Below are 24794 nucleotides of genomic sequence, written 5' to 3' on the forward strand. Positions count from 1 at the left end.
CGATTTAATATTCATTTTATTGAATAATTATACATTTTACTCTCTGAATTGTATACCCATTTCTTTCCTATGAATACAGCCCGTTTAAAACAAAAATCGGCACTGCCTTTTAGACAACGCCGATTTATTACTACCTGCAGCAAGGAGATTTTGACATCACGGAACTAATTTGTATACGGCATACCCCTGTTTCCGGCAATTCCAGTTCTACTTTCTCAGCCGCCTCACGATCTCCTGCTAAAGCTGCAACAACGGATCTTACTTGTTCGTACCCTGTGGCCATCAAGAAAGTTGGCGCTCTGCCATAGCTCTTCGATCCAACGATATAAAAGTCCTTCTCAGGTTGTCTTAACTCTTTCTCCCCATGTGGTCTTACTGTACCGCAGCTATGAACATTGGGGTCGATGAGAGATGCTAACCCCAAGGTGCTCTCCAGGCCTGAATCTGTAATCACCCTTACTTCTCTTAGGAAGGATAGATCCGGGCGGGAACCGGTATTCGAAACGATCTCATCAATAGCATCAATTTCAACCCATTCACTGCCTAAAGAACCAACAATCCGGATTTTTTCTTTGTTCTTTTTTAACCCTTGAATATAAAATGGCGTCAGAACCTTAATTTCTCCGGACTCGACTAGCCTCTGAATGCGCGTTCCGAGCTCTCCTCTGGCAGCAAGTTGATCTTGCTCTTGTCCTCCATATACGTCCTTAAGCTTTGATTTCCTGAGTGCCCAAACGATTTCCGTTTCCTGTACTTGCTTCTTAAGTTCGCCAAGTTCCAAAAGCGTGTTAATCGCAGAGTGGCCGCCGCCCACAACAAAAACTTTCTTTCCACTATAGCGATCCTTATGCTCACCTAGAACATTTGGTATACCATAGAATATTTGTTTACTCAAAGACTGCTCCTCAGTCGTCCATACTCCTTCCGATAGGATTGGATTCGGATGGGCCCATGTACCCGAAGCGTCAATGACAGCTTTGGCTTCAACCAAAGTTCTCTCCCCATTTTTCAGTGTATGTAAGACAAACGGAAGGTCATTGCGGCCCTGTGTTTTAACCTTGTTTAAGCCTTTGCGGCTCACAGCGATCACTTTTGTATTCAAGTGTATGAAAGGTTTGATTTCAGGCAATTCAGCCAGAGGTTTAAAATAGTTCTCAATCATCTCTAACCCGGTAGGGATATCCCCTTGATCCGGAGCAATCCAGCCGTGTGAAGTAAGTAATTGATGTGCTGCTTTATCTATATTGTATGCCCATGGTGAAAAGAGACGCACATGTGACCACGTCCGTATATTGGCGCCAACCTCGTTCCCTGAATCGAATAATACAAAGGATTCCCCACGAGAAACTAGATGTGCCGCAGCGGCAAGTCCAACTGGCCCAGCACCTATAATGGCTACAGGTAATTTTGTTTTAAGTAACACTTTATTTTCGCTCATTAAAAATCCCTCCAATTAATTATATTCATCAAAATATATTGATTTATAAATCAAAAAAAATTGATATTTAATCCGTAAAAATAGCTAACATCTGCTTGGTCTAAATATGCAGCATAGCTCTTCTGAAAGCAATCCGTTGATTTCAACATGATTGATCTCGTAATAGCTCCAGGTGCCGATGACCTCTTTTGTAATTAGATTGGCATCTAATAGGATCTTTAAGTGATAAGACAATTTGGATTGAGCCATGTCCACGATATCGCATAAATCACAAACACACGTTTTTCCCCGCTGGGTCAACTCATTCATGATCTGCAGTCTCTTGCGATCCGCCAAGGCTTTAAACTTTGCCTCATACGCTTCGAAAAAGGAGTCGTTCGGTTTCGTGTTTATCTTTACTTCGTGTATTGGAATTAAGGTTTTCATTCCTATCACCCGCTTCATTAATCAATTATTTTTGATTTAATAACAATTTATCGCATTGTAAACCAAATTGCAACCTTATAGTCAAAATATTAGAAGGGAAACGCACGAACCTATAACATCGAAGGGATGGATTGCGCTTCCTGTGCGTTAACGATTGAAAATCACCTTAAATCTCAATCCGCCGTAAAGGATGTAAACGTCAATTTCAGGAAAAACGACCAGGCCAATCGGAGTGCCGAAGATATTTACAATATCTTAACTATTAAATATAATCAAGTAATTATATAATCATTTAAAAATGGACAGGAGCGTATAGTTTTGGTAGAAATCGAAAAGTTGTCTGATGCGTGTAAACTGCTCGGGGATAAAATGAGGCTCACCATACTTTCCCTTCTCAAAGAGCGCGAACTTTGTGTATATGAAATTGTAGAGATTTTACAAACAAGCCAACCTAATGTGAGTCAACATATGCGAAAGCTGAAGGACGGCGGTTTAGTTAAGGAAGCCAAAAAGGGGCAATGGGTATTTTATTCATTGAACATCAACGATAAACCGTACTTACATGATTTCTTCCAACATTTACCTTCTCAAAAAGAAAAAGTTGATGCGATTTCATGTGAACAACTAGATTGTTGCGATTAGGAGGACCCCATGGTATCAGCGATTCTCATATTCTTGATTACACTTACTTTTGTGATTTGGCAGCCCAAGGGATTGAATATTGGTTGGTCTGCTTCAGCCGGAGCCATACTAGCCCTTATTTTTCAAGTTGTTTCCTTGCATGATGTCGTAGTCGTGACGGGAATCGTTTGGAATGCGACACTCGCCTTCGTTGCCGTGATTCTCATTTCCCTCATCCTTGACCAGATCGGTTTCTTCGAATGGTCCGCCCTGCACATGGCGCGCATTGCAAAAGGGAATGGGAAAACCATGTTCGTCTACGTCATATTGCTCGGAGCAACAGTTGCGGCCCTATTTGCTAATGATGGAGCGGCACTCATTTTAACGCCAATTGTTCTGGCGATGGTTCGAGCCTTGAAATTCCCGGACAAAATGATTCTTCCATTCATTATGGCAAGTGGTTTTATTGCGGACACGACCTCACTTCCCTTTGTTGTGAGTAATCTGGTTAACATCGTGTCTGCTGATTTCTTTGGGATCGATTTTGTCACCTATGCGAGCAGAATGTTCGTCACGAGCCTATTCTCCTTGGCAGCAAGCTTACTAGTTCTCTTTGTATGCTTTAGAAAAACCATTCCACAAAATTACGACCTTACACAGCTCAAACGCCCATCAGAAGCAATTAAAGATTTAAAATTATTCCGTCTATCATGGGTGGTACTCGGCATTCTGTTAGTTGCTTACATGATCAGTGGATTCATTAAAATCCCCGTCTCGATCATCGCTGGTATCGCGGCTCTAGTTTTTATTCTTTTTGCTCGTTCCAGCAAAGTTATTGAAACGAAACGGGTTATCAAAGAAGCACCTTGGGCTGTAGTTATATTCTCCATCGGCATGTATGTTGTGGTTTACGGATTGAAAAACGTGGGTCTTACCGATACTTTGGGAAACCTGATCGAAACCATATCCGGACAAGGACTGTTTGTCGCCACTGTTGGAATGGGATTTTTATCCGCTATTCTTTCCTCACTGATGAATAACATGCCGACAGTTATGATTGATGCGCTTGCGATCAAAGGCTCACAAACAGATGGCATTATCCGTGAGGCGCTCATTTATGCCAATGTTATTGGCTCCGATTTAGGGCCTAAGATTACCCCTATCGGCTCGCTCGCCACGTTGTTATGGCTTCATGTGTTATCCAATAAAGGTGTCAAAATAACCTGGGGTTATTATTTTAAAATCGGCATTGTACTTACCATCCCAACTTTACTGATCACGTTGATCGGTTTGTTTGTTTGGTTAAGCGTAATCTCATAAATCACACTTAAAGGAGATGTTCAACATGGACAAAAAACTAGTTTATTTTCTTTGCACAGGAAACTCCTGCCGCAGCCAAATCGCTGACGGATTTTTGAAAGCTTTAGGCAGCGATAAATATGAAGTACAAAGCGCAGGTCTGGAAGCACACGGATTGAATCCCAGAGCAGTTGCAACGATGAAAGAAGCAGGAATCGATATCTCGAATCACACCTCTGATGTGATTGACCCTGAGATTTTAAGCCGCGCCGATTACATTATCACACTGTGTGGACATGCCAACGATAATTGCCCAGTTGTTCGCAATGACAAAGCTGCAAGATGGCACTGGGGCTTTGATGACCCTGCAAAAGCAACCGGAACGGAAGAGGAAATTAGAGCTAAATTCCGCGAAGTTCGCGATTCCATTAAAGACCGGATCGAGCGATTCTTAAAGGAAGGCGAGTAAAATGAGCAAACTAACAGAAATCCTAGATCAGCCCGATCTAGGATTTCTGTTAGTTTGTCTACAATACATAATTAAAGTGAACACGAACATGCGTCTTTGCCCTAATACATTGGCAGCACGCCCACCGAGAAGCAAAAAGCTGCCGGAGAAGATCGTGTAGGCGCTGACTACCCACTGTAGCGACTGATCGAGCCGATCGTTCAACAGTTCTGGATCCGATTTTCTGACACCCATTTATTTCGAGAGCAAGAATTCGAGCACTGCGTTCAAGAATTCGGCCTGCCGCTCTATATTCGGCATATGGACTGTAGGCAGCATGACCAGTTTCGCGTTAGGCACCGTCGCGGCGATCAATTCGTTATGACTGGGAAGAGTCACCGTATCGTACTGCCCGGCGATCACCAATGTCGGGCTGCTGATAAGCGCAATAGTCCGGCGCATATCCAAATCGCGGATCGCAGCATAAGTTCCTGCAAGCCCTTGCGGATTAGTGGAGAGTACCATTGCGCGAAACGATGATATGACATCCCCCTCTGTCTCCAACATATGTGGAGGGAACCAGTTCCCAATGAACATGTCAGCGATTTCTGACAGGTTCTCGGCTTGACGTACGGCGGCTATCAGTCTATCAAATGTTTCGGCTGGTCCTAAGTAGGATGATGTAGTGACCAGAATCAGCCGGTCGATCCTCTCAGGAACATGGATGCCGAGCCATTGCCCGACTATACCGCCGAGCGAAAGTCCAAGGAAATGCACTTTGCTGATATTGAGTGCGTCGAGCAGTTCGATCACATCCCGCCCCATCCGGTCAATCGAATACGCTCCCGCTGGGGCATCCGAGGCGCCATGCCCCCGGAAGTCGTAGCGGAGTACGCGAAAATGCTTCGATAACTCTGCAATTTGTCCATCCCACATGTTCAACGTGGTGGCAATTGAGTTCGCGAGAACCAATACGGGTCCGCTTGCTGGTCCATCGAATCGATAAGCAATACGATACCCATCTCCAGTCGTAAAAAATTGTAACCTGCCATTCGTTACTGATTCGTTTAATGTCATTGTCATAGTTCTTATTCTCCTTTTCTGTTTATTAATGACATTTTATTAAAGATAACGTACAATTTAAATAAGATTAACAAGGAATTCAGGGGCTAGAAACTTAAGCATTTATTTGTTTCTGACTATAAACTTTTAAAAATAAGGTGTTGTGTTTATGGACCAAATCGATTATAAAATCTTGTCGGCGCTGCACAATAACGCCCGGATTCCCATTTCCGGGTTGAGCCGAATGATAGCGATGTCGCAGCCGGCTATAACGGAAAGAGTTCGAAAGCTGGAGGAGCAAGGGGTAATAACGGGCTATCGGGCGGAGCTTTCTCCATCTAAGCTTGGTAAGCATACAACCGCATTCATTTTATTTAAATCGAATACCTGCGCGGATTTCGAAGCCTTCAGCGAGTCGTCTCCTGAGATTGTCGATCTTTACAGAATTAGCGGAGAGTATAATTATTTAATGAAAGTGTCAACGGAAACAAGTGAATCATTGACAAGTTTTCTTGATAATTGCAACACATTCGGATTTTCTACGACCCTAATTGTTCTCTCAACAAGATTCGAGGATAAAAGTCTTGTATCCAGCAATGCATCGAATGATATTTCACAAGTGCAGTCAGAACGAATCGCGAGGGGAACATAAAGCTAGTCAGGTGAGAAAGTGTGTATGACAATAGGGTAGTACCGTGAAGAACTTCACGGTACTACCCTATTAATGATCATCAGATGGAATATTGCTTGCGTTCAGCTGCAACTAGGATATTCAATTGTTCACGGTACTTGGCCATGGTTCGCCTGGAAACCTCCGTTTACACCGATCGTCACTGTCGCGTTAGCCTAGTACTTTATTTTCTTTTCACATCTACATCTCTAGCGCATAAGCCAGAACCTGCTCTCGTGTCATAGCACGGCCTTGACCCCACCCTATGAGGAATGGTTCAGGGCCAAGTTCATTCTCCACCGCACTCTTCGCATGGTCGTAGATCTCTTGAAATTGCGGCTTATCAGCAGCCCCAATCCCCTCTCTAATCCTCTCCGAAGCTCCTAATAAAATCGCTGCTTTGGTATATTCGCCAGACCATCCAGCCCTCTGGCAAGAAACCAACTTCCATGGTAGGACTGGCATATCGCAATACTTCGTTTGAATTGTGTCACGGCTTGATCATAATTGTGCTTTTGAATAGAGAGGTAACCCAATATGCGGAGTGGACCTGACATTTCCCAATAATCCCTTACTCGTTCAAACAATTCTGAGCTTCTCGTCAGCTGTCGCTGAGCCTGCTCATGATCTCCTTGCATGAGCAACACTTGGCCCAATGTGTTTAATGAAGACGCCAGATTCCAATCATCTCCGTCTTGCTCGACACAATGAACGCTCTCTCCCGCTAACTTAGCCGCTTCATCCGTCAAACCTTGATGGAGCGTTATTTGGGTGAGCAACCGCAGATTTGAGGAAAGCAATCCGGGACTCCCGAGCTTGCGGGCATCCTTCACACTTTGCTGTGCATACCTGAATGCCTCCTCGGTCTCGCCTTTCACCCATAATAGAATCCCAACACCGTGCCTGACTTTAACGAAATTCGGGTTTGAAGATTGCTCGCCAGAAACAAGAAGCGCCTGTTGAAGCCGAGTAATCCCCTCATCCAGCGCACCTTCATGAAGCCAGAAAAAGTATAAATACGCCGCCATCCGCAGCGCTGTATCTGCCTCTTGTGCCCTTGTGGAGGCCCATTCCAGAACCGAGCAAATATTCGCATAGTCTTGTCGAATCGCTAGCAAAGCTGTGTCTCGGCTTCTACTTCGAAAGTCCCTGCCCATCCTCTCTACGAGGCTGCAGTAATACTCGGCGTGAAGATGACGGATGTGATCCCGCTCCTCATCGGTCTCGCTGCTCAGCCATGTTTCCCGCGCGAATTGCTTAATGGCTTCGAGTAAAAAGAATCTACGGTTATTGCCAGCACGCAAGATTTCTGTTGAAACCATTGATTTGCTCACTAAATTTGATACTAAATCCAACGCTTCTTCCCTTTGAAATCGAATGCCAGCGAACAGCTCTGGCGGAGCTGCCATTCCTTGAGCGGTGCCTATTGCTTCCACTGCCTCCAAGTCAAATCCTCCGGTAAATACACTAAGCCGATTAAGCATCAGCCTCTCATTCTGTGTTAACAGCGAATAGCTCCACTCCATCGTAGCCCGAAGTGTCTGATGGCGAGAATTGGCGGTCCGTTGACCGGAAGAAAGCAAGCCTAACATATCGGATAATCGTCGATCAATTTGTTGCAGACTCAGTACGTTACTCCGAGCAGCAGCGAGCTCAAGTGAAAGCGGAATTCCCTCTAACCGCACGCAAATTGAAGCGATAAGATTTCCTTCCTCTTGCGAGTTATCAAAAGTTGTTGCTATTGCTTTGGCTCGTTCGACAAAAAGCTGTACCGCCTCGAACTGCATGAGTGCTTCATAAGTCATAGGCTCCGAATCGCCTTCTAGCCGTGGACAGGAAAGTGGCGGTACCTGCCAGACCGTCTCAACAGCAGTATGGAAAGGCTCTCGGCCGGTAGCCAGAACCGTTAAATAAGAGGATACAGCAAGCATACTCTCAACAAGCGCAGCGCAGGAGTCAATCAGATGCTCACAATTATCGAGCACGAGCAGCATTCTTTTATCCCGAAGCAGCTCAAGCAAAGACTCCAGCAGTGTATGTCCCCTCTGCTCCTTTACACCCAGAACAGAAGCCAGCATTCTGATGGCCATTACAGAATCGGCAGCAGCGGCCAGTTCAATAATCCAAACACCATCCCTATACCTCGGCATCGCTTCAGAGGCAACCTGATAGGCTAACCGCGTTTTTCCACAGCCCCCAGGCCCGGTGAGCGTGACAAGAGGAGCGCTAGCCAGCAGCTGCGTAATATCTGTTATCTGCTGTTGCCTTCCGATAAATCCGGACATGCGGGAGGGTAAATTAGTCGGTATACGTTCCTGAGTTGCCTGCACAACCGGCTCGCCAGCAGATACTCCATCCTGGGAGGAATTTGGCTTGGGCGCAAATTGTATGGTGTCAAACCATTGATCATCAAACTTCGGATACATGCGATAATTCCCTGACTTCAGATTATGAAAGTGACTAACCGTCTCCCATAAGCTCTGCGCTTCCTCTTGCACCGAACCTGGTAAGAAGATACCTTCCTCAGTGAATACCTGGATCAGCTTCTGCAAATTATGCGCGCTTGGCAGCCGTTCGCCTATCTCCCACTGCTGAACCGTTCTCGTCTCCACACCAATTCTCTTCGACAGGTCGATCTGTCTTAGCTTAGCCTTATTACCTGGCCTTGATCTCTGCCGAAGTCTGCGGATCATCTCTTCGGGCCATTCCTTATCGATTTCCTGCTTAGACAACCTGATTCCCCCGCTTCCCTTATTAGAGACGACGATAGCCGCACGAACTAACACGAACTTTTGGCACGAACTTCCATACATTCTAACATACGTATCTGAACTGCTACAATTCAGTTATACCGATGAGGTGAACAAAGATTTACGGAAACAATCATCCAATATGAGGAGGAATGAGCATGCCATTCGTACGCATCTCGTTAATGAAAGGGAAATCTGCAAACTATCAGAAGAACGTCGGAGACATCGTCTATCAAGCCATGATTAATACGCTTAATGTACCTCAAAATGATCGATTCCAGGTCATAACCGAACATGATCCGAGCGGTTTGATTTATGACCCGAATCACCTTGGAATTCAGCGAACCGACGATATTATTATTATCCAATTAGTTCTCAACGAAGGACGTACGGTGGACTTGAAAAAATCCTTTTACCAGCAAGTAGCTAATGATTTACATGAACAACTGGATGTCCGTCCCGAAGATATCTTCATCAATCTTGTTGAGGTGAAGAAAGAAAACTGGTCTTACGGCAATGGCATTGCGCAGTACGCACAATAGAATTACCCTATTCACTTAAATTTAAAGGAGGAATTACCATGTACAAAATGATGGCAATCTACGAGGAACCAAAAGATATAGAGAAGTTTGATGAGCACTACTTCGGCGTTCATGTCCCTTTACTGCATAAGCTGCCCCACTTGCTTAGCTTCTCCGTCCAGCGGGTCAAGAGTGTACAAAACACAGAAACCCCCATCTACCTTGTTGTTGAGTTAAAATACGAGAACGAAACTACTTTTAACCAATCCTTTGTTTCCAAGGAAGGTCGGGAAGCGCAAGCAGATACCACAAAGATGCTTCCACTCCTCTATAAGCTTCCAACCGTGTTGCTTGTCGAAGAGGTTCTCTAAGCAGCACACAGATGAACTCCTGCAATTGGTCTCAACTATGACGGATAGCTATGCACCAGGCATGGATCGGCAAGCAGGTTTCGATGCCCGCATCGCTATTCGTCCACAGCTAAGCAGAATTATCGCTCCAATTAAAACTCTATTCACGTATCATCTCTTTCATCTACGTCTGCAGCAAGTTCCTTTTTCTTTGCTATAAGCTTTTCCCTGATTCGATTCTCCTCTCTAATATATTGATTTCTATAAAGTACCCGTTGATCGTCTACTTTGTAATCTTCACTTATTATTTCATTATCCCCATGCGATACCGTCAAATTGATATTTGTGCCAACATTTGTATTCTTTACTACATCAGCAGTCCCTTCAATAACAAGTGGTTCTTCTTCTGAAGGAATAAATTTATAACCTTTTTCTTCTGCATCTTCTCCTGCGTCTTCATCCTTTTTTTCTTGTGCCATTCTGGCAATTTTATGCTCAAGAACAATCATTTTGGTGTTCATGTCATAGGAACCCGCAACCAAATTATTAGGTGTGTTAAGGCCCCCAAGACTGCTTCCAATAATATGCAGCCATTCGAATCTGCCCCCTAACTCTGTTCTTGCTGCCTCCTTCTCCTCATTAGTACTTTCTTCCTCATGCATAGAATCAATCACGTGATTTTTTGCACTCTGTCCGCCCATTACATCCGCTTGACCCGCACCTCTATCGCCTTTTATCCAACCAGGTTTTAAATGTGTAATTGTTACTTTAAGCTTGTTGGCTGTTCTCTGAGCTGTAAATACCGGTTCCTTTTTTTCTTCAAATTTCCTTGAATCAGGTTTATGAATCCTTGCCTTGTAACTAGCTTCTAATCGCGCTGGTTCTCGTGTCTTTTCTGGATTAATTATATTAAAGCGTTTATCGTATTCGTCAGCTGCAGCCCTGGCAATGCCTGATCTGGGTTGCGGTTCAACATTAATCAAGGCATATCTTATACACAAAAACTTTTCTATCACTCGCTCATCTGCATTATGGAACTCTACAAATTTTTTTAATTTAGGAATATTCGCCAATATAATCCCCCCAGGCTCTTTATACCATTGAGCATTAGAGACCAATTCATTAACTGTGTCTACATCGAGGTTCATAATATCAACAGGTCTCGCATTAGGTCCTGTAGCTAATGCTAAAACTTTTTTTGAAACTACTTTCTTTTCTTCCTCTTTTTCCTCTCCACCGCTTTCAAAATAATCACTTAACGAGATCGTATCCGATGTACTCCCTAATACTGGCAAAGCTCTAGATCGTAGTTCTATTGAAAGTGGGTCGACTGTAATCAGGGCAGAATTTGCTAATCTTTTCAAAGAAGAAGTGGCATAATTGGCATCTTCTTTACTTCTCCTCTTTTTTTCATGTGCCGCAGCACTCTCCGCTTTTTTCTTCTTCCTTTTTGTGGTAGTGTCTATGTATCTTACTAAAACTAATTTTTCTTTAGTCACACGAATCGTATGTTTCCCCTTCATCTTGTTCAATTCACTAAATTTATCCTCAAATTCATCCTCATCTATTTCGAACGACTCATTTGCTTTGTTAAATAATTTTTTTTTATCCTCATCCGAGTATTTTGACCCGGTTTTTGTAACAATCGTCCTTTGAATCATGCTGTCCTGTACTTGATCTCCCTTTAGGAAATCCCCATTTTTTAACTGAAACGACGGTTTCACTTTATCTTCAGACAGAATTCGGCTCTGCCCTGAACCATTAGGGTGATTATTCGGTTTCAATGGTGAACGGGAGACTACAAGTTGAGCGGTCGCTCGATTACCAATCGTTTTTTGAAATTGCATAATTTGAGTAGGTGTGAACGGTAGAGTTGCATCATCCGAAGAGTTCCGACGTTGTAGGTTCCCAGCGGAAGTCAGGCCTCCACTTTCATTCGACTGTGTTACTTGAGGAGCAGAACCTGATGCATTCTTTGAGGGGATTGGGGGCATGGATTGCAATTTATACGCCTCCTTTGCTAGCTATAGATGTACGTAAAGTTGCTGCTTCCATATGGCTGGGATCTAGCTGCAAACATATTTCCAAATAATCCAACGCTTTTTCATTGGCCAACATGTAATAACATATAGCTAAGTTGTAATAAGTAGGCGCTGCTTGTCCAAAACCCTCCAAGGAACGCATGAAAAATACAATAGCTTCCTCATATAAATCCATCTGATAAAGCATTGTACCCATATCAAATGCTAAATCTTGATCCTCACCAATTGGATAATACATCTCCCAAACTCGCTGAATCATGACGAACATCCCTTGTTTATCCTGCGATGAAATTTCTGATAAGATCTTTCTAAAATGCGGTATGCATTGTTTAAACAGGTGAGCATCATACCCGCTAAGTCTGATAAATGATAACAGCTGACCCTGTTTCATTTCATGAAAATGTTTTTCGAAATATTTTTTCAAGCTAAAAAAGTCATCCGGGCCAAACCCGCTAATGAATCGGTCGTAAGCCGCTTTAGTATTTGTATATAAGCCTGCACCCGGCACGATCAGAAGACCTATCAGGTTTAAGTGTTGATGGGAATGAGGAGTAAAAAAAGTTTGGCCGCCTTGATCCTCACCATATAATTTAAAAGCATGATAATTTACGGTAAGTGAAAAACTGCCATGATACACCAACGCAGGCTCGGTTTGCTCATCTAATTCCGATATACAGTGATAACCTTTATCCGCGGATAACAGCAATATACCTTCATTCGAAAATTGTCGTAAACGCTCAAGGCAACGTATGCCAACGGAAGGAATAAGCACATGCGATTTTTTTATATGGGTTTTGTAATTTTCAAGTAAATCATTAAAAAATCTCTCTTCATACGGGGAATTTTCAATAATCTTATACTGATAATTTAAATGCGCAGATTTCAATTGCTCTGCCGGAGATGGGTTTTCCGTGTTCGAATTACTGGTTAAATGAACAAGACATTCAAAAACTGTTCCGTTGTCAAAGTAGAACAAATCGTGGGGAATGCTGTCAAAAAAATAATTAGCAACCACTAATAATGGCTGAGACAAGCTTTGGATGCTAATCGTTTTATTGCTATGTATCAAGTGGATGCTGGTATCCTTTTCAACATCAAAGACGGAAAAGTCCAGATTACCTTGCTCAACAAAAGGCTTCAATTGGGGATGGCAATTCCAAAAATCTATATTCTTCGATGGCAAATCACTGAGTATGTAACAAAATTCCGGGATTGAGGCAGAAACAGATTGGCATAACTCTTGAAAATAGGTAAGAAAGTGATAGGCTAAGCGCCCAGTTCCACCACCAAGTTCTATCAAATATATTTTTTCATTCACTTTTCCATTCATTCGTTCAATATCCATGAAAAAATGAAACACAATCTCCGCATAGGACTTCGCCAAAAAGGGATTATTCGTAATATAATGTGGAACTTCGCTATTTTTCCATGCCTCAATTCCATTTTCCTTAAAATAGTCCCGTTGCAGTGACCAAATCAGCGATTCTGAGAAGACTTTTGTTTCTTCTACCATTTCCATCTACCCAACCCCTAGATTCGATTATCGTTACTACTTGAACCTGTAAGCAGCTTGGCAATTACTAAATAACATAATATTCCTTTCAATCCCATTTTCGCAAAAGAAATATTCGATTTGATCCTTGTTGTTACATAAAAAAAGCCCCGATATATCAATTCTGATAGTATCGGGACTTGCACACCTCTATACCTACTCCACTGTCACGCTCTTCGCTAAGTTACGCGGTTTATCGACATCATTTCCGCGCGCCAACGACGCGTAATAAGACAATAACTGCAATGGCACGACAGCCAGTGCCGGCGCCAATACATCCAGCGTCTTCGGAATCACGAAGGTGCTGTCGACCGATTTCTGAAGCTCCAGCTCGCCTTCCACGGCGATGCCCAGCACGTTGGCACCGCGTGCTTTTACTTCTTTAATGTTGCTGACGGTTTTCTCCAGCAGCTTATGTTGAGTAGCCAACGCAATAACTGGAATACCCTCTTCGATCAAAGCCAGCGTACCATGCTTCAATTCACCCGCAGCATAAGCTTCAGAGTGAATGTAGGAAATTTCCTTCAGCTTTAAGGAACCTTCCAACGCAACCGCGTAATCGAGTCCTCTACCGATGAAGAAGAGGTTGTCATGCTTAGCCATTTCTTCAGCAACCACTTTAATCGCTTCCGCCTGCTCTAAGATGGATTCAACTTGCGCAGGAAGTTCCTTCAAAGCAGCAATGGTTTCCTGAATCTCTGCCGCCGTTTGCGTACCCAAAATTTGGGCCAAGTGCAGCCCCAACAAGTAAAATGCGATCAATTGCGATGTATATGCCTTCGTCGAAGCTACCGCAATTTCAGGACCCGCCCATGTCGTAATGATATCATTCGCTTCGCGTGCGACTGAACTTCCTACGACATTCGTAATCGCAAGAACATGCGCGCCACAACGCTTTGCTTCACGCAGCGCTGCCAAAGTATCTGCAGTTTCGCCCGATTGGCTTACTACGATAACAAGCGTATCTTTCGTAATAATCGGTGAACGATAACGATACTCGGACGCCACATCGGTTTCAACCGGTATACGCGCCAGCTTCTCAATCACATATTTCCCGACCATTCCAGCATGAAAGGCTGTTCCGCAAGCCACAATATGAACACGGCTGATGTTGCGAATAGCTTCCGCAGAAATCGTAAGTTCATTCAACGTAACCTGGGTACCATCCGTCGAAATACGGCTGCCCATCGTATCGCGATACGCTTTAGGCTGCTCGTGAATCTCTTTCAACATAAAATGATCAAAACCGGCTTTTTCTGCTGTAACGATATCCCAGTCGACATGAAACATTTCCCGGGAAATAAAATTACCTTCGAGCGTCATCAATTCGACACCATCTCGGGTCAAAAGCGCCATTTCGCCGTCATTCAAAATAAATACATTGCGCGTATACTCCAAAATAGCCGGGATATCGGAACCAATGAAGTTCTCTCCTTCACCAATACCGATGATCAGAGGACTAGCTTGACGGACTGCAACCAAACGGTCTGGTTCAAACTCAGTCAGAACGCCTAGTGCGAATGCCCCAGTCATCCGTTTCACTGCTTTTTGCACAGCTTTGAGAATATCGCCTTCATACAGACTAGCTACCAGATGAGAGATGACCTCTGTATCCGTCTCCGAAACAAACACATGGCCTTTCTCGATTAATTCCTCTTTTAAAGAAATATAATTTTCAATAATTCCGTTATGCACAACAGAGAATTTCATCGAATTGTCCGTATGCGGGTGGGAATTCACATCAGACGGCTTGCCATGTGTCGCCCAACGCGTATGTCCGATACCAACGCTTCCGCTCAAAGGGGCTTCCTCCAGCTTTGATTCGAGATTGGCAATACGACCTTTTGCCTTCTGAATTTGGAGCCCGTTTGCTGTATAAACAGCCACGCCAGCAGAATCATATCCTCGATACTCGAGTTTTTTGAGTCCTTCCAAAAGAATTTCCTGAGAATTACGCTTACCAATGTATCCAACGATTCCGCACATAGTGTAGTACCTCCGTAGTTTTATAAGCCTCTTTACCAGAGTGCTTTTTGTCAAAGATCTGTTCTTTTTTTGCAATACAACTAAACCGTCTAAATCATATATATTTACGTTCAATAAGGTCTTATTTAACTAAAAAAAGATGTTGGATACTTGTCAGCTCAGTCGCCTAAGCGTTTTTACTCTCCAACTTAACGGCACTCCTCGTACCGGAAGGTCCCCGCCGAATGTTTCGAACACCTTCACCTCGTCAACTCACCGCGTAGTAGTCACCCTACTTTTCCGTACCGCTTGCGAGTTCTGGCGCTTTTGTTGCTAATCAACCTCTACCCTGCCTTTCCTTCTAGAGTAATGAAAACTTTTGAAAACACATTTACATCATATTCATTTTATCTTATGCTTGCAACTTATTTTTTATTGCGAGTATGCCTAATCTATACATGGAAGGACCCCCTTCACATAGTAAATCAATAAAGGGGATCGCTTTCTTTGCATTAAACGAGCTGCTCTTGAATGACCTTCGCTATGGTATGGACGTACGTCTCCACTTGTTCCTTATCAGGACCTTCAGCCATTACTCGGATCAAAGACTCCGTTCCAGAGGGACGAACAAGCACTCGGCCATTGTCACCAAGCTCTTCCTCAACCTTGCGAATAGCCGCTTCGATAATTGCATTATCTTTCAGCTTGCTCTTGTCGACAACACGTACATTGACCAGCAACTGCGGGTATTTGCGCATGATGCTTTTCAATTCACTTAATTTCTTTCCAGACTGAACCATCGTATCCACAAGCTGCAGTGCCGTCAGAATGCCATCTCCCGTTGAGATGTAATCCAGGAAAATCACATGCCCAGACTGCTCTCCGCCTAGGTTGTATCCGCCCTTACGCATCTCTTCCATCACGTAGCGGTCGCCTACTGCCGTTTGAAGGCCTTTAAGACCTGCTTTTTCAATTCCTTTGAAAAAACCGATATTCGCCATCACCGTTGTAACGATCGTGCTGTTATTCAACTTCCCGGCACGGTTCAGCGCATCCCCGCAAATACTAAGAATATAGTCGCCGTCAACCTCGGCTCCGGTCTCATCGATCGCGATCAGTCGATCCGCATCCCCGTCAAAGGCAAGACCAATGGCTGCGCCATGCTTTACCACTTCCTCGCGAAGCTTCTCGGGATGTGTGGATCCGCATTTTTCATTGATGTTGCGTCCATTCGGCTCTGCGCCGATGGTAATGACTTCCGCTCCAAGGTCGCGGAACACCTTCGGTGCCAGCTCGTACGCTGCGCCATTCGCGCAATCGAGAACAACCTTGTATCCTTCGAATGGCCCAGATACCGTTGATTTCAAGAACTCCAAATAAGCAAATTTCGCATCAGCATCATCGGAAAGCGTACCAATCTCGCCGCCTACAGGCCGCGGCAGCTCATCTACAGCAGCATCCAACAGTTGCTCGATCTCCAGCTCTGTCTCATCCAACAGCTTGAAGCCATCGCCTCCGAAGAACTTAATCCCATTATCCTCAACGGGATTATGAGAAGCTGAAATCATAACGCCAGCATGAGCCCCAAGCTTTTTCGTCAAATAAGCAACCGCAGGTGTGCTAACAACGCCAATTCGAATCACATTCACGCCAATGGATAACAATCCGGCAACAAGAGCAGCTTCCAGCATAGGCCCCGAAATTCGAGTATCCTGCCCGATTACTACTTTTGGATGCTGAGCCTGCCTCGTAAGCACATAACCTCCACAACGACCAATTTTATAAGCCAATTCAGGTGTCAGCTCTGAGTTCGCTACTCCTCTAACACCATCTGTACCAAAATATTTCCCCATGTTTTAATATCTCCTCTTTTTCTATAAGCCGACTTTTAAGGACGTGCGACTTTAGGTGTTTTCTCGCTGATTTCAACAGTTGCCTTCACTTCTTGCGGCATCCCGCGCTTCACATAAGTTGGCAAGTTCAGTGCCACATTCAGTTCATGCTTGCCTGGCGGCAAATTACTTACATCCAATATAGCCTGAATGTCTTCTGTCTTGATTTGATCGATAAGGGCTGGAGCCCCTTCTACCGTAATACTCAATTTTGCGGCTTCTGGAACAATAACTTTCGTATTGTAACTTTCGTTTTGCCCGATAATCGTGATAGGAATGTTATCTATCGTCTTTGAGACTGACGGTACGATTTCAACCTTTACAGTTACTTTAGCAGGATCCAGTTGAGTTACTTTATTCCTGAGCGGGATATCTAGTGAAAATTCTTGCGTTTCCTTCAAATCCTGCACGTTCACTTGCGGTCCCTGATAAAACTCAAGACGGTCTACCACTTCTTGCGTCCCATACACGGTAATTTTTTCAGGATTTTGCGTTACTGAAGCGATAGCAAACCCCTTCGCCGGTTCACCGCTAAGCTTAATTTGAAGAGGTATTGTTTGGAACGGACTCGTAATTGGAACTTCGACGTCAACAACCGATTGGTTCATATTGACTTGAATTTCCTTTCCATTCTTATCAAAAGCCTGCAATCTCACTTGCTTCGTTACAGCTGACTGTGCCTTGTCTACGGATACTTCGCCGCGCACGTTCTCGATCTGTTCAAGCTTGCTTGTCGCGGCCGTAATGTAGACCTTGTTCGGTTTTACAATTGGTTGTCCAGCCTTTAAGCCTGCTGCCGGCGTGCCCTTGACATTAATGACGACAGGCACCTCTTTCATCTGCAGCTCTTCGACCACTACATTGACAGTCCGCGGAATAACTTGTACTTCTACATCCGCCGGAAAACCTACAGGGGTAAGTGCAAGTTGATGATCACCTTTGCCCACTTGTGTAAGATCCAGCTGAATTTGATACGTGTTGTTTGTCGTAACTTTCTTGAGGGTCGCTTCTTTCCCGGTAAGAACAACCTGTACATTGGCAGGCGACATCGAAGAGATGAAATAATGACTATCATCATATTTCGTCGTAATCGCAACATTATTAATTGTTTCTACACGTTCTCTCAGCGGAGAACTTCCCGTTACGTTCGTTTCCTCCAGATGGACGACAACCCACAAGAAAATACCGATGATAAGCGCGACAATGCGAACCACGTTGGTATTACGCAGCCATTTATCCATTTGAACGTCCCCTCCATTTCAGGAAAGGATTCTTTTCTTTTGCCTTCGCCTTTGGTTTAAGTTCTTCGAACAGCTTCGCGATTAACGATTCCTCTTTTATATCCCGGACGATATGTCCGTTCATCGTCAATGAAATTTGCCCCGTCTCCTCGGACACGATGATGCACATGGCATCTGAAACCTCGCTCATGCCAATTGCCGCGCGATGCCGGGTACCAAGTTCCTTACTGATAAATGGATTTTCAGACAGTGGTAAATAGCATCCAGCCGCCATCAATATATTTTGGCGCATAATAACAGCCCCATCGTGCAGCGGGGTGTTGGGAATGAAAATATTAATTAAAAGCTCCGCGCTGATTTTACTTTCTATTGCAATACCGGATTCTACATAGTCGGTAAGCCCTGTTTCTTTCTCGAAAACGATTAACGCACCGATCTTCCGCTTCGCCAAATAGTTCGCAGCACGAATAACCTCGCCGATCCGCTTATTGACATCTTGGTCTTCCTCAGATGACGATCTGCTGAACAGCGTCCCGCGCCCCAACTGCTCCAAAGCCCGCCTTAGCTCAGGTTGAAAAATAATGATGATACCCAGTACCCCGAATGTCAGAGTCTGGTTCATCATCCACTGCAGCGTGCTCAGCTTAAACCATATACTGAGGGCCCAAGTGACCACTACGACAAGAATCCCTTTCATCAATTGAATGGCCCTTGTCCCGCGAACGATCAGGATTAGCTTATAGATCACATAGCTAACGATCAGAATATCGATGATATCCTTAAACGAGATGCTAGTGAGTAAGTCCATTTTTTATTCTCCCCCAACAACGCACACATTGATCTCTCTTTAATATGAATCATACCATATTACTCGCTATAGTTCTATTTGTCTCTCCATCCTGACGCTCTATACCTTGTATCGGTTCATTTTCATAAAAATAAAAGCCCCCTGCCAGCATCAGCCAGACAGAGGACCTTCCATTCAGTTCGACAGCATCCCAACGAATTCCCCAAGCTTATACCAAACCCAGCTCAGCGCTTCATCAACTTGTGTGACCTGTCCGGAAATATGGGCGGTTGATGCCAGATTTAGCGTTCCATCAATGACAATCAGGTTTCCAGTTACATCGCCTTCCACCTTCAGCTTTCCTCGCTGTACGACAAGATCTCCGTTAACGGTATGACCCTGCGGCACTGTGACCGTGTCTCCCTGAATGACGACATCCTGGAGATCGCTGCCCTTTACCATCAAATTCTTATCATCGTTCCACATCGACATGAAACTTCCGAACATAACAGCTGCGAAAATAACGGCCACAGATACAGCCGGATGCTTGCGAATCCAGTCCATCCACGTATTTCTTTTCTTCACCGGTGGAAGTCCGCTCATTATTTGCGCAGTCAAAGTGTCAGGTACACTGACAGGAGGCAGCGATCTTACAATCGCATCCGTTCTCTCCAAATCTCTGAACAAGGCATGGCACGCCGTACAAGCAATCAGATGCTCCTTCAACTCAAGAGCTTCAGATCCTTGCAAATCACCATCAAGATATTCGTGCATGAGCGGGAGGGCTTCCTTACAATTCATCGTTCACCCACCCCTTTCTTTAACTTTTGCGTATTGTGGTATACCATACGTTTGAATTTCAATTATGTTTCACATTCGAACAGGAATTTAGATGGTAACATGTTCCTCTTGCTCTAACTTTTTGCGTAAGTACTCCCGCCCTCGATGTACCCGGGTTTTGACCGTTGTGACAGGCATCTGAAGAACATCTCCGATCTCCTGCAGCGACATATCATGCAAATAGCGCAGGATGACAACCGACTTGTATTTCTCAGGCAGCGTTTCAATCGCATCACGAATTAACTGCTGTGTTTCGGATACAATCACTTGCTTTTCAGGCGTTTCCTCATGGCTGGGAAGCATTGAATAATAATCGTTTCCCTCTCCATCCGGCATCTCTGCGTCCAGCGAGTAGGTGTTCTTTCTTCTCCGCAATTTATCAATGCATAAGTTCGTTCCAATCCGGAAAATCCACGTCGAGAACTTCTGATTCTCATCGTAACGGTGCAAATTCGAATAGACTCGCAAGAACGTCTCCTGTACGGCGTCCTCAGCCTCTTGCTTATTATTTAACATACGATAGGCCAAGTGAAAGATCTTATCCTTATAGAGCTCTACAAGCTCTGCAAAAGCGTTTCGATCCCCAGTCCTAGCCAACTTCGCCAGACGTGCTTCTACAAAATTCACTTCGATATCCTCCGGCTTCTTGACAATTAAATCCTTATTTCATTCTTACGTAACTGCTCCGCTTTTGTATTCAGAAATAATTATACCAACAAGTATGAATCCCATCCCTAACCACTGCATGCCCTGCACAGATTCCCCAAGTATTAAAAAGGCAGCAATGACCGCAACCGGAAGCTCGACAGAACCAAGCATGGCTGCAAGCGTACTCCCGATCCGAGGAATGCCCATATTAAATGAAATCGTCGGCACGACCTGTCCAAGAAACCCCAGCAAAAGCCCCCAAAGCAGCAAGTTTCCCCCATTCTCCTGAAAGAATACAGTCGGTGGATACAATATAAACATGACAAGCATTGCCGCAGTCAACATGACTGCTGAGTTCATTAATGGCGGGAGAGAACTCTTCACCTGCCCTGTCGCAAAAAGGAAAAGGCTGTACGTTAGAGCTGACAATAATCCATAGAAAAGCCCTGCCAAACTAAATTGATGCCAATCCATTCCAAACACATTCACAGCGAACGCTGTACCTAGCATTATTAAAGCGATGGCATAGCCTTCGGCCTTCCGCGGCAGTCTACGCTTCATGATGCAATCCATGGCTATGGTCATCCATGTAAACTGAAACAATAAAATAATAGACAAGGACGCATTAAGTTCGGATAAAGCAATATTATAAAAGACTGTCGTGAGTGCTAGTCCGAATATACCAATCAGCCCTAATTTTATCCATGGCCCTTTGAAAGGGTTCACCCAAGACTTTTTGTGAAAAAGAATAAGCACCCATACAAATAATGTTCCCATCGTCATTTGAGCAGGTGTAATCTGACCATCTCCAAAACCCTGATCATAAGACATTTTAATAAAAGAGGAAAGCAATCCGTAACTGGATGCTCCAACAATAACAAGGACTATCGCCAACCATCGCCCCATGCTGCTTAACATCTCCCGTCTATGGGCACCTGTGAAAATGAAAGGAAAAGCCGAGAGCCTTCAAAGTAAGGCCCTCGACTCTCTCATCCTGCTTCTCCGCTGTTATCTTAGTAATCAGCCCGTATTTCTAAGCCCTGCGGCTATTCCGTTGATAGTAAGTAACACTTCTCTTAAGAGCGCCGAATCATCTTCATTATTATCGCGTAATGCACGAAGCTCTGTTAACAGTTCCACCTGCATATAGCTTAATGGATCTACATATGGATTACGAAGACGAATGGACTCCTGAATAACTGGAACATTATCCAAAATTTCTTGTTGTCCTGTAATTTGCAAAATAATTGAAGAAGTCAACTCATATTCTTCCCTGATCAGGCCGAAGATACGCTCAGCAATTTCCGATTTCGTGACCATGCTGCCATATTCTTTAGCAATCAGGAGATCTGCTTTTGCAAGAGCCATCTGCAGATTGTCAATCATCGAGGAGAAAAACGACCAGTTTGCATACATTTCTTTCAATGTTTCAAGATTTCCTGCCTGACTTTGGTAGAAGCTTTGAAGGCCTGTGCCCGCTGCATACCAAGCTGGCAATAAGTATCTGCTTTGCGTCCATGCGAATACCCATGGAATTGCGCGCAGATCTTCAAAACGATCACTATTTTTACGCTTGGAAGGCCGTGAACCAATGTTTAACTCGCCAATTTCCGGTAGCGGAGTAGACTCTTTGAAGAAAGTTAGAAAATCTTCATCACGGAAAATCAGATCCTGATACTTCGTCTGCGCTTGTTCAGAAATACCACGCATTATGCTCTCCCACTTCTCTTCCCGTGGGTCTCTTTGTGGTGAACGCGATAATTTAGACGCCGTAATCAATGCAAAAGTCGCTTGCTCTAAGCTTCGGTAAGCAATTCCTTGCAAGGAATAGCGGGAAGACAGTACTTCGCCTTGCTCCGTAATTTTGATACCGCCACCTAGCGTTTCGACAGGCTGAGCCAGGATGCTGCGGTTAAGCGGCATACCGCCACGACCAAGCGCACCACCGCGACCATGGAAAAATTTCAGCTTCACACCGAATTGTTTCGCCGTTTCCGTAATATTTTGAAGCGCCATGCGGAGCTCCCAGTTCGCCGTAATAACGCCGCCGTCTTTATTACTATCCGAATACCCCAGCATGATCTCATGCAGTTGAGTAACAGGATCTAGGCTAGCTTTGTAAGCAGGAATGGATAACAGTGTGCTCATAATGTCTGGAGCTGCGTGCAAATCGTCAATCGTCTCAAAGAGTGGTACAGATTGAATTGTACACGTAACGCTGCCATCGCTCTCTTTACGATATAAGCCCGCCTCTTTAGCAAAAACCAGAACCTCCAACAAGTCGCTAGCGCTTTGACTCATACTGATGAGGTAGCTGTTAATGCAGTTGCGGCCAAACTCTTTTTGAGCGCGTCCAACCGTGCGGTAAACATCCAAGCATTCTTCTGTTCCTTCTGAATACTCCAGATAAATAGAGGTAATTGGTCTAGGATCATTCAACAGATCCGTTAACAGTCTAACCTTTTCATCTTCTGACAGCTGACTGTAGTCAGCAACTATACCCATTTTCGACAAAATCTCAGTCATTGCACTTTCGTGTTCCTTGCTATGCTGTCTAATATCCAGCGCAGCCAGATGAAATCCGAACAATTCAACCTGACGGATTATTTTCTTAATATATTTGTCAGCCACATACTCAGCAAAGTGATTTCTCAGGCTTGCATCAATAATTTGCAGATCAGAAATGAACTCATCAGGGCTGTTATATTTCTGAGTAGATGGCACATTAGGATTTCCTGTGTGGTGAATCTTCTCGATCATATAAGTAGTCTTAATTCGATATGGCTCTTTCTCATTGCGCCATACATCTTGAATGTTTCCAAACGCCTCACGGTCACTCTGAATGGATGCAAGAAGAGCATCGCTAACTTCCACAATATTTTTGCTGAAGCTCATGTGCTCCAAAGTTTCTTTAAGAATTTCTTCGTATTTCTGAAGAGCCAGTTGGCGGTGCAGTCCGAGCGTTTCCCAAGTCACATTGGCTTTAACAGACGGATTTCCATCACGGTCTCCACCAATCCATGAACCGAATTTCAAGAAAGACGGCACATGCCATGTTACTTGTGGATAATACTTACTCAAACAACGCTCTAGCTCGTGATATACCTCAGGCAATACATCGAATAAAGTTTCGTCAAAATAATACAATCCATTACGCACTTCATCGATTACCGTAGGCTTACGGTCACGAAGCTCGTCCGTTTGCCACAGGTTAAGAACTTCACCCAGGAGCTTTTCTCGAAGCTGCTCGCGTTCACGAGGCGTAAGCATAGGATTATCCAACTTCATCATATCATCGGAGATACGCAAGTTCACGTCGAGCACAGCTCTACGCATAGCTTCCGTTGGGTGTGCAGTCATTACAAGTTCAAGAGAAATAGCTTGCAGAATTTCCTGTACTTCTTCATAGGGAATATTATTGCTCTTGAGCTCTTGTACGATGCTCTCAATCGAACCAGGTTGAATAATTTCACCCGAAGAACGCTCATAATCCCTTTTACGACGAATACGATGATTCTGCTCCGCAATATTCACCAATTGGAAATAGATCGCGAATGCACGAATAACTTGATGTCGGTTCTCAGGAGCTAAAGAAGAGATCGTCTTCTTAAACTCCTCATATATCTCGGGTACATAGTGTGCTCGCAACGATTTACTCATCTCACGAATTTTCTCAACAACATCGAGTAGTTCATTCCCGCCCTGATGGACAAGAACCTCGCCCAATATGTGCCCCAAGAAGCGTACATCCCTGCGAAGCAGGTTGTTCGTTGATTGCTTCTGTAAGCTGTTTCCGTTCTCTGACATACTCTCCACCTCATCTATTCACTATGTTACATTAAAGCTTCTCTCTACAAAAGTTAACACTTAGAAAAACTCATTTCAGAATATTTTACCACATTCCACTCTCTGCACATAGAGTAAATATAAAAAAAGACCCATTTTAGGCCGTGGTAATTTATGTATGTTCTTTAGACCTTTTTTCGGTTCAATGTTTATATCCTTCTACCGTTACAATTTTTTATGTATGCAGTACCCAACTGATCTCTGTAACTCCATCTCTTGAAGATAGAAAAAGACCACCTTATCGGTGGTCTTTTTCATTAAGCGGGTGATGGGAATCGAACCCACGCTACCAGCTTGGAAGGCTGGAGTTCTACCATTGAACTACACCCGCACGTATCGGGACGACACGATTTGAACATGCGACCCCCTGCTCCCAAAGCAGGTGCTCTACCAAGC

General features: G+C 44.2%; 21 protein-coding genes, 1 tRNA gene and 1 pseudogene. 7 read left to right on the top strand and 16 right to left on the bottom strand.

Features of this window, described 5'->3' with window-relative positions:
• Nucleotides 1-130: 130 nt before the first annotated feature.
• Nucleotides 131-1438: an NAD(P)-binding domain-containing protein gene (locus ABRS97_RS25720; RefSeq protein ID WP_367818740.1), complete on the bottom strand. Its 1308-nt coding sequence runs from the start codon at nt 1436-1438 to the stop codon at nt 131-133.
• Between the two features lie 84 nt (nt 1439-1522).
• Nucleotides 1523-1864, bottom strand: a complete 342-nt coding sequence (locus ABRS97_RS25725; RefSeq protein ID WP_367818741.1) for an ArsR/SmtB family transcription factor — start codon at nt 1862-1864, stop codon at nt 1523-1525.
• 117 nt (nt 1865-1981) lie between these two features.
• Between ABRS97_RS25725 and ABRS97_RS25730 the strand changes: the two genes are divergently transcribed.
• The 4 genes from ABRS97_RS25730 to arsC are packed head-to-tail and all read left to right on the top strand — an operon-like array spanning nt 1982 to nt 4253.
• Nucleotides 1982-2152 (top strand): cation transporter, encoded by a 171-nt coding sequence (locus ABRS97_RS25730; RefSeq protein WP_367818779.1) that lies wholly within the window; start codon nt 1982-1984, stop codon nt 2150-2152.
• 30 nt (nt 2153-2182) lie between these two features.
• On the top strand, nt 2183-2506 hold the full coding sequence (locus ABRS97_RS25735; protein ID WP_367818743.1) for an ArsR/SmtB family transcription factor: 324 nt from the start codon (nt 2183-2185) through the stop codon (nt 2504-2506).
• Between the two features lie 9 nt (nt 2507-2515).
• Complete coding sequence (locus ABRS97_RS25740) at nt 2516-3805, top strand: arsenic transporter (protein WP_367818745.1); 1290 nt, start codon at nt 2516-2518, stop codon at nt 3803-3805.
• 25 nt (nt 3806-3830) lie between these two features.
• Nucleotides 3831-4253 (top strand): arsenate reductase (thioredoxin), encoded by a 423-nt coding sequence (arsC, locus tag ABRS97_RS25745; RefSeq protein ID WP_367818746.1) that lies wholly within the window; start codon nt 3831-3833, stop codon nt 4251-4253.
• 234 nt (nt 4254-4487) lie between these two features.
• On the opposite strand, the gene ABRS97_RS25750 is transcribed toward arsC, so the two are convergent.
• The gene (locus ABRS97_RS25750; RefSeq protein WP_367818748.1) at nt 4488-5315 is read right to left on the bottom strand and encodes an alpha/beta fold hydrolase; all 828 of its coding nucleotides are present in this window, start codon (nt 5313-5315) and stop codon (nt 4488-4490) included.
• Between the two features lie 148 nt (nt 5316-5463).
• Here ABRS97_RS25750 and ABRS97_RS25755 point away from each other — a divergent pair, with 148 nt between their 5' ends.
• On the top strand, nt 5464-5946 hold the full coding sequence (locus ABRS97_RS25755; protein ID WP_367818749.1) for an Lrp/AsnC family transcriptional regulator: 483 nt from the start codon (nt 5464-5466) through the stop codon (nt 5944-5946).
• A gap of 79 nt (nt 5947-6025) precedes the next feature.
• Here the strand turns inward: ABRS97_RS25755 and ABRS97_RS25760 are convergent.
• Nucleotides 6026-6100, bottom strand: a pseudogene (locus ABRS97_RS25760) (hypothetical protein); the annotation flags it as partial.
• 247 nt (nt 6101-6347) lie between these two features.
• Nucleotides 6348-8696, bottom strand: coding sequence for a tetratricopeptide repeat protein (locus ABRS97_RS25765; RefSeq protein WP_367818751.1), 2349 nt, complete (start codon nt 8694-8696; stop codon nt 6348-6350).
• A 176-nt stretch (nt 8697-8872) separates the two neighbouring features.
• Between ABRS97_RS25765 and ABRS97_RS25770 the strand changes: the two genes are divergently transcribed.
• The gene (locus ABRS97_RS25770) at nt 8873-9256 is read left to right on the top strand and encodes a tautomerase family protein (protein WP_367818753.1); all 384 of its coding nucleotides are present in this window, start codon (nt 8873-8875) and stop codon (nt 9254-9256) included.
• Nucleotides 9257-9294: 38 nt separating this feature from the next.
• Entirely contained in the window at nt 9295-9606 is a 312-nt protein-coding gene (locus ABRS97_RS25775) for an EthD family reductase (RefSeq protein WP_367818755.1), read from the top strand.
• 143 nt (nt 9607-9749) lie between these two features.
• Here ABRS97_RS25775 and ABRS97_RS25780 read toward each other — a convergent pair whose 3' ends face one another.
• The 11 genes from ABRS97_RS25780 to ABRS97_RS25830 form a co-directional block, all read right to left on the bottom strand.
• A complete protein-coding gene (locus ABRS97_RS25780) occupies nt 9750-11588 on the bottom strand; it encodes a hypothetical protein (RefSeq protein ID WP_367818757.1) in 1839 nt (612 codons plus the stop codon).
• 1 nt (nt 11589) lies between these two features.
• Nucleotides 11590-13146 carry an SAM-dependent methyltransferase gene (locus ABRS97_RS25785; protein WP_367818759.1) on the bottom strand — a complete coding sequence of 519 codons (1557 nt, stop codon included), beginning with the start codon at nt 13144-13146 and terminating at the stop codon, nt 11590-11592.
• Nucleotides 13147-13335: 189 nt separating this feature from the next.
• Complete coding sequence (gene glmS / locus ABRS97_RS25790; protein ID WP_367818761.1) at nt 13336-15165, bottom strand: glutamine--fructose-6-phosphate transaminase (isomerizing); 1830 nt, start codon at nt 15163-15165, stop codon at nt 13336-13338.
• Nucleotides 15166-15656: 491 nt separating this feature from the next.
• Entirely contained in the window at nt 15657-16997 is a 1341-nt protein-coding gene (gene glmM, locus ABRS97_RS25795) for a phosphoglucosamine mutase (protein ID WP_367818763.1), read from the bottom strand.
• Between the two features lie 35 nt (nt 16998-17032).
• Nucleotides 17033-18277 (bottom strand): CdaR family protein, encoded by a 1245-nt coding sequence (locus ABRS97_RS25800; RefSeq protein ID WP_367818765.1) that lies wholly within the window; start codon nt 18275-18277, stop codon nt 17033-17035.
• Nucleotides 18270-19085, bottom strand: coding sequence for a diadenylate cyclase CdaA (cdaA, locus tag ABRS97_RS25805; RefSeq protein WP_367818767.1), 816 nt, complete (start codon nt 19083-19085; stop codon nt 18270-18272). The genes ABRS97_RS25800 and cdaA overlap by 8 nt, the downstream gene beginning before the upstream one ends.
• 174 nt (nt 19086-19259) lie before the next feature.
• A complete protein-coding gene (locus ABRS97_RS25810) occupies nt 19260-19865 on the bottom strand; it encodes a zf-HC2 domain-containing protein (protein ID WP_367818769.1) in 606 nt (201 codons plus the stop codon).
• 87 nt (nt 19866-19952) lie between these two features.
• The gene (gene sigW / locus ABRS97_RS25815; RefSeq protein WP_367818771.1) at nt 19953-20531 is read right to left on the bottom strand and encodes an RNA polymerase sigma factor SigW; all 579 of its coding nucleotides are present in this window, start codon (nt 20529-20531) and stop codon (nt 19953-19955) included.
• A gap of 45 nt (nt 20532-20576) precedes the next feature.
• Entirely contained in the window at nt 20577-21458 is an 882-nt protein-coding gene (locus ABRS97_RS25820; RefSeq protein ID WP_367818773.1) for an EamA family transporter, read from the bottom strand.
• A 114-nt stretch (nt 21459-21572) separates the two neighbouring features.
• Nucleotides 21573-24359: a phosphoenolpyruvate carboxylase gene (gene ppc, locus ABRS97_RS25825; RefSeq protein ID WP_367818775.1), complete on the bottom strand. Its 2787-nt coding sequence runs from the start codon at nt 24357-24359 to the stop codon at nt 21573-21575.
• 299 nt (nt 24360-24658) lie between these two features.
• A tRNA-Gly gene (locus ABRS97_RS25830) sits at nt 24659-24729 on the bottom strand.
• Nucleotides 24730-24794: the final 65 nt, after the last annotated feature.

Source organism: Paenibacillus tabacirhizosphaerae (genome assembly GCF_040812395.1).
In the GTDB taxonomy this organism is placed as follows: domain Bacteria; phylum Bacillota; class Bacilli; order Paenibacillales; family NBRC-103111; genus Paenibacillus_E.

Coding starts and splice junctions, on each gene's coding strand:
- ABRS97_RS25720 (WP_367818740.1), bottom strand. CDS start 1,438: ATGAGCGAAAATAAAGTGTTACTTAAAACAAAATTACCTGTAGCCATT.
- ABRS97_RS25725 (WP_367818741.1), bottom strand. CDS start 1,864: ATGAAAACCTTAATTCCAATACACGAAGTAAAGATAAACACGAAACCG.
- ABRS97_RS25740 (WP_367818745.1), top strand. CDS start 2,516: ATGGTATCAGCGATTCTCATATTCTTGATTACACTTACTTTTGTGATT.
- arsC (WP_367818746.1), top strand. CDS start 3,831: ATGGACAAAAAACTAGTTTATTTTCTTTGCACAGGAAACTCCTGCCGC.
- ABRS97_RS25750 (WP_367818748.1), bottom strand. CDS start 5,315: ATGACAATGACATTAAACGAATCAGTAACGAATGGCAGGTTACAATTT.
- ABRS97_RS25755 (WP_367818749.1), top strand. CDS start 5,464: ATGGACCAAATCGATTATAAAATCTTGTCGGCGCTGCACAATAACGCC.
- ABRS97_RS25770 (WP_367818753.1), top strand. CDS start 8,873: ATGCCATTCGTACGCATCTCGTTAATGAAAGGGAAATCTGCAAACTAT.
- ABRS97_RS25775 (WP_367818755.1), top strand. CDS start 9,295: ATGTACAAAATGATGGCAATCTACGAGGAACCAAAAGATATAGAGAAG.
- ABRS97_RS25785 (WP_367818759.1), bottom strand. CDS start 13,146: ATGGAAATGGTAGAAGAAACAAAAGTCTTCTCAGAATCGCTGATTTGG.
- glmS (WP_367818761.1), bottom strand. CDS start 15,165: ATGTGCGGAATCGTTGGATACATTGGTAAGCGTAATTCTCAGGAAATT.
- glmM (WP_367818763.1), bottom strand. CDS start 16,997: ATGGGGAAATATTTTGGTACAGATGGTGTTAGAGGAGTAGCGAACTCA.
- ABRS97_RS25800 (WP_367818765.1), bottom strand. CDS start 18,277: ATGGATAAATGGCTGCGTAATACCAACGTGGTTCGCATTGTCGCGCTT.
- cdaA (WP_367818767.1), bottom strand. CDS start 19,085: ATGGACTTACTCACTAGCATCTCGTTTAAGGATATCATCGATATTCTG.
- ABRS97_RS25810 (WP_367818769.1), bottom strand. CDS start 19,865: ATGAATTGTAAGGAAGCCCTCCCGCTCATGCACGAATATCTTGATGGT.
- ABRS97_RS25820 (WP_367818773.1), bottom strand. CDS start 21,458: ATGGGGCGATGGTTGGCGATAGTCCTTGTTATTGTTGGAGCATCCAGT.
- ppc (WP_367818775.1), bottom strand. CDS start 24,359: ATGTCAGAGAACGGAAACAGCTTACAGAAGCAATCAACGAACAACCTG.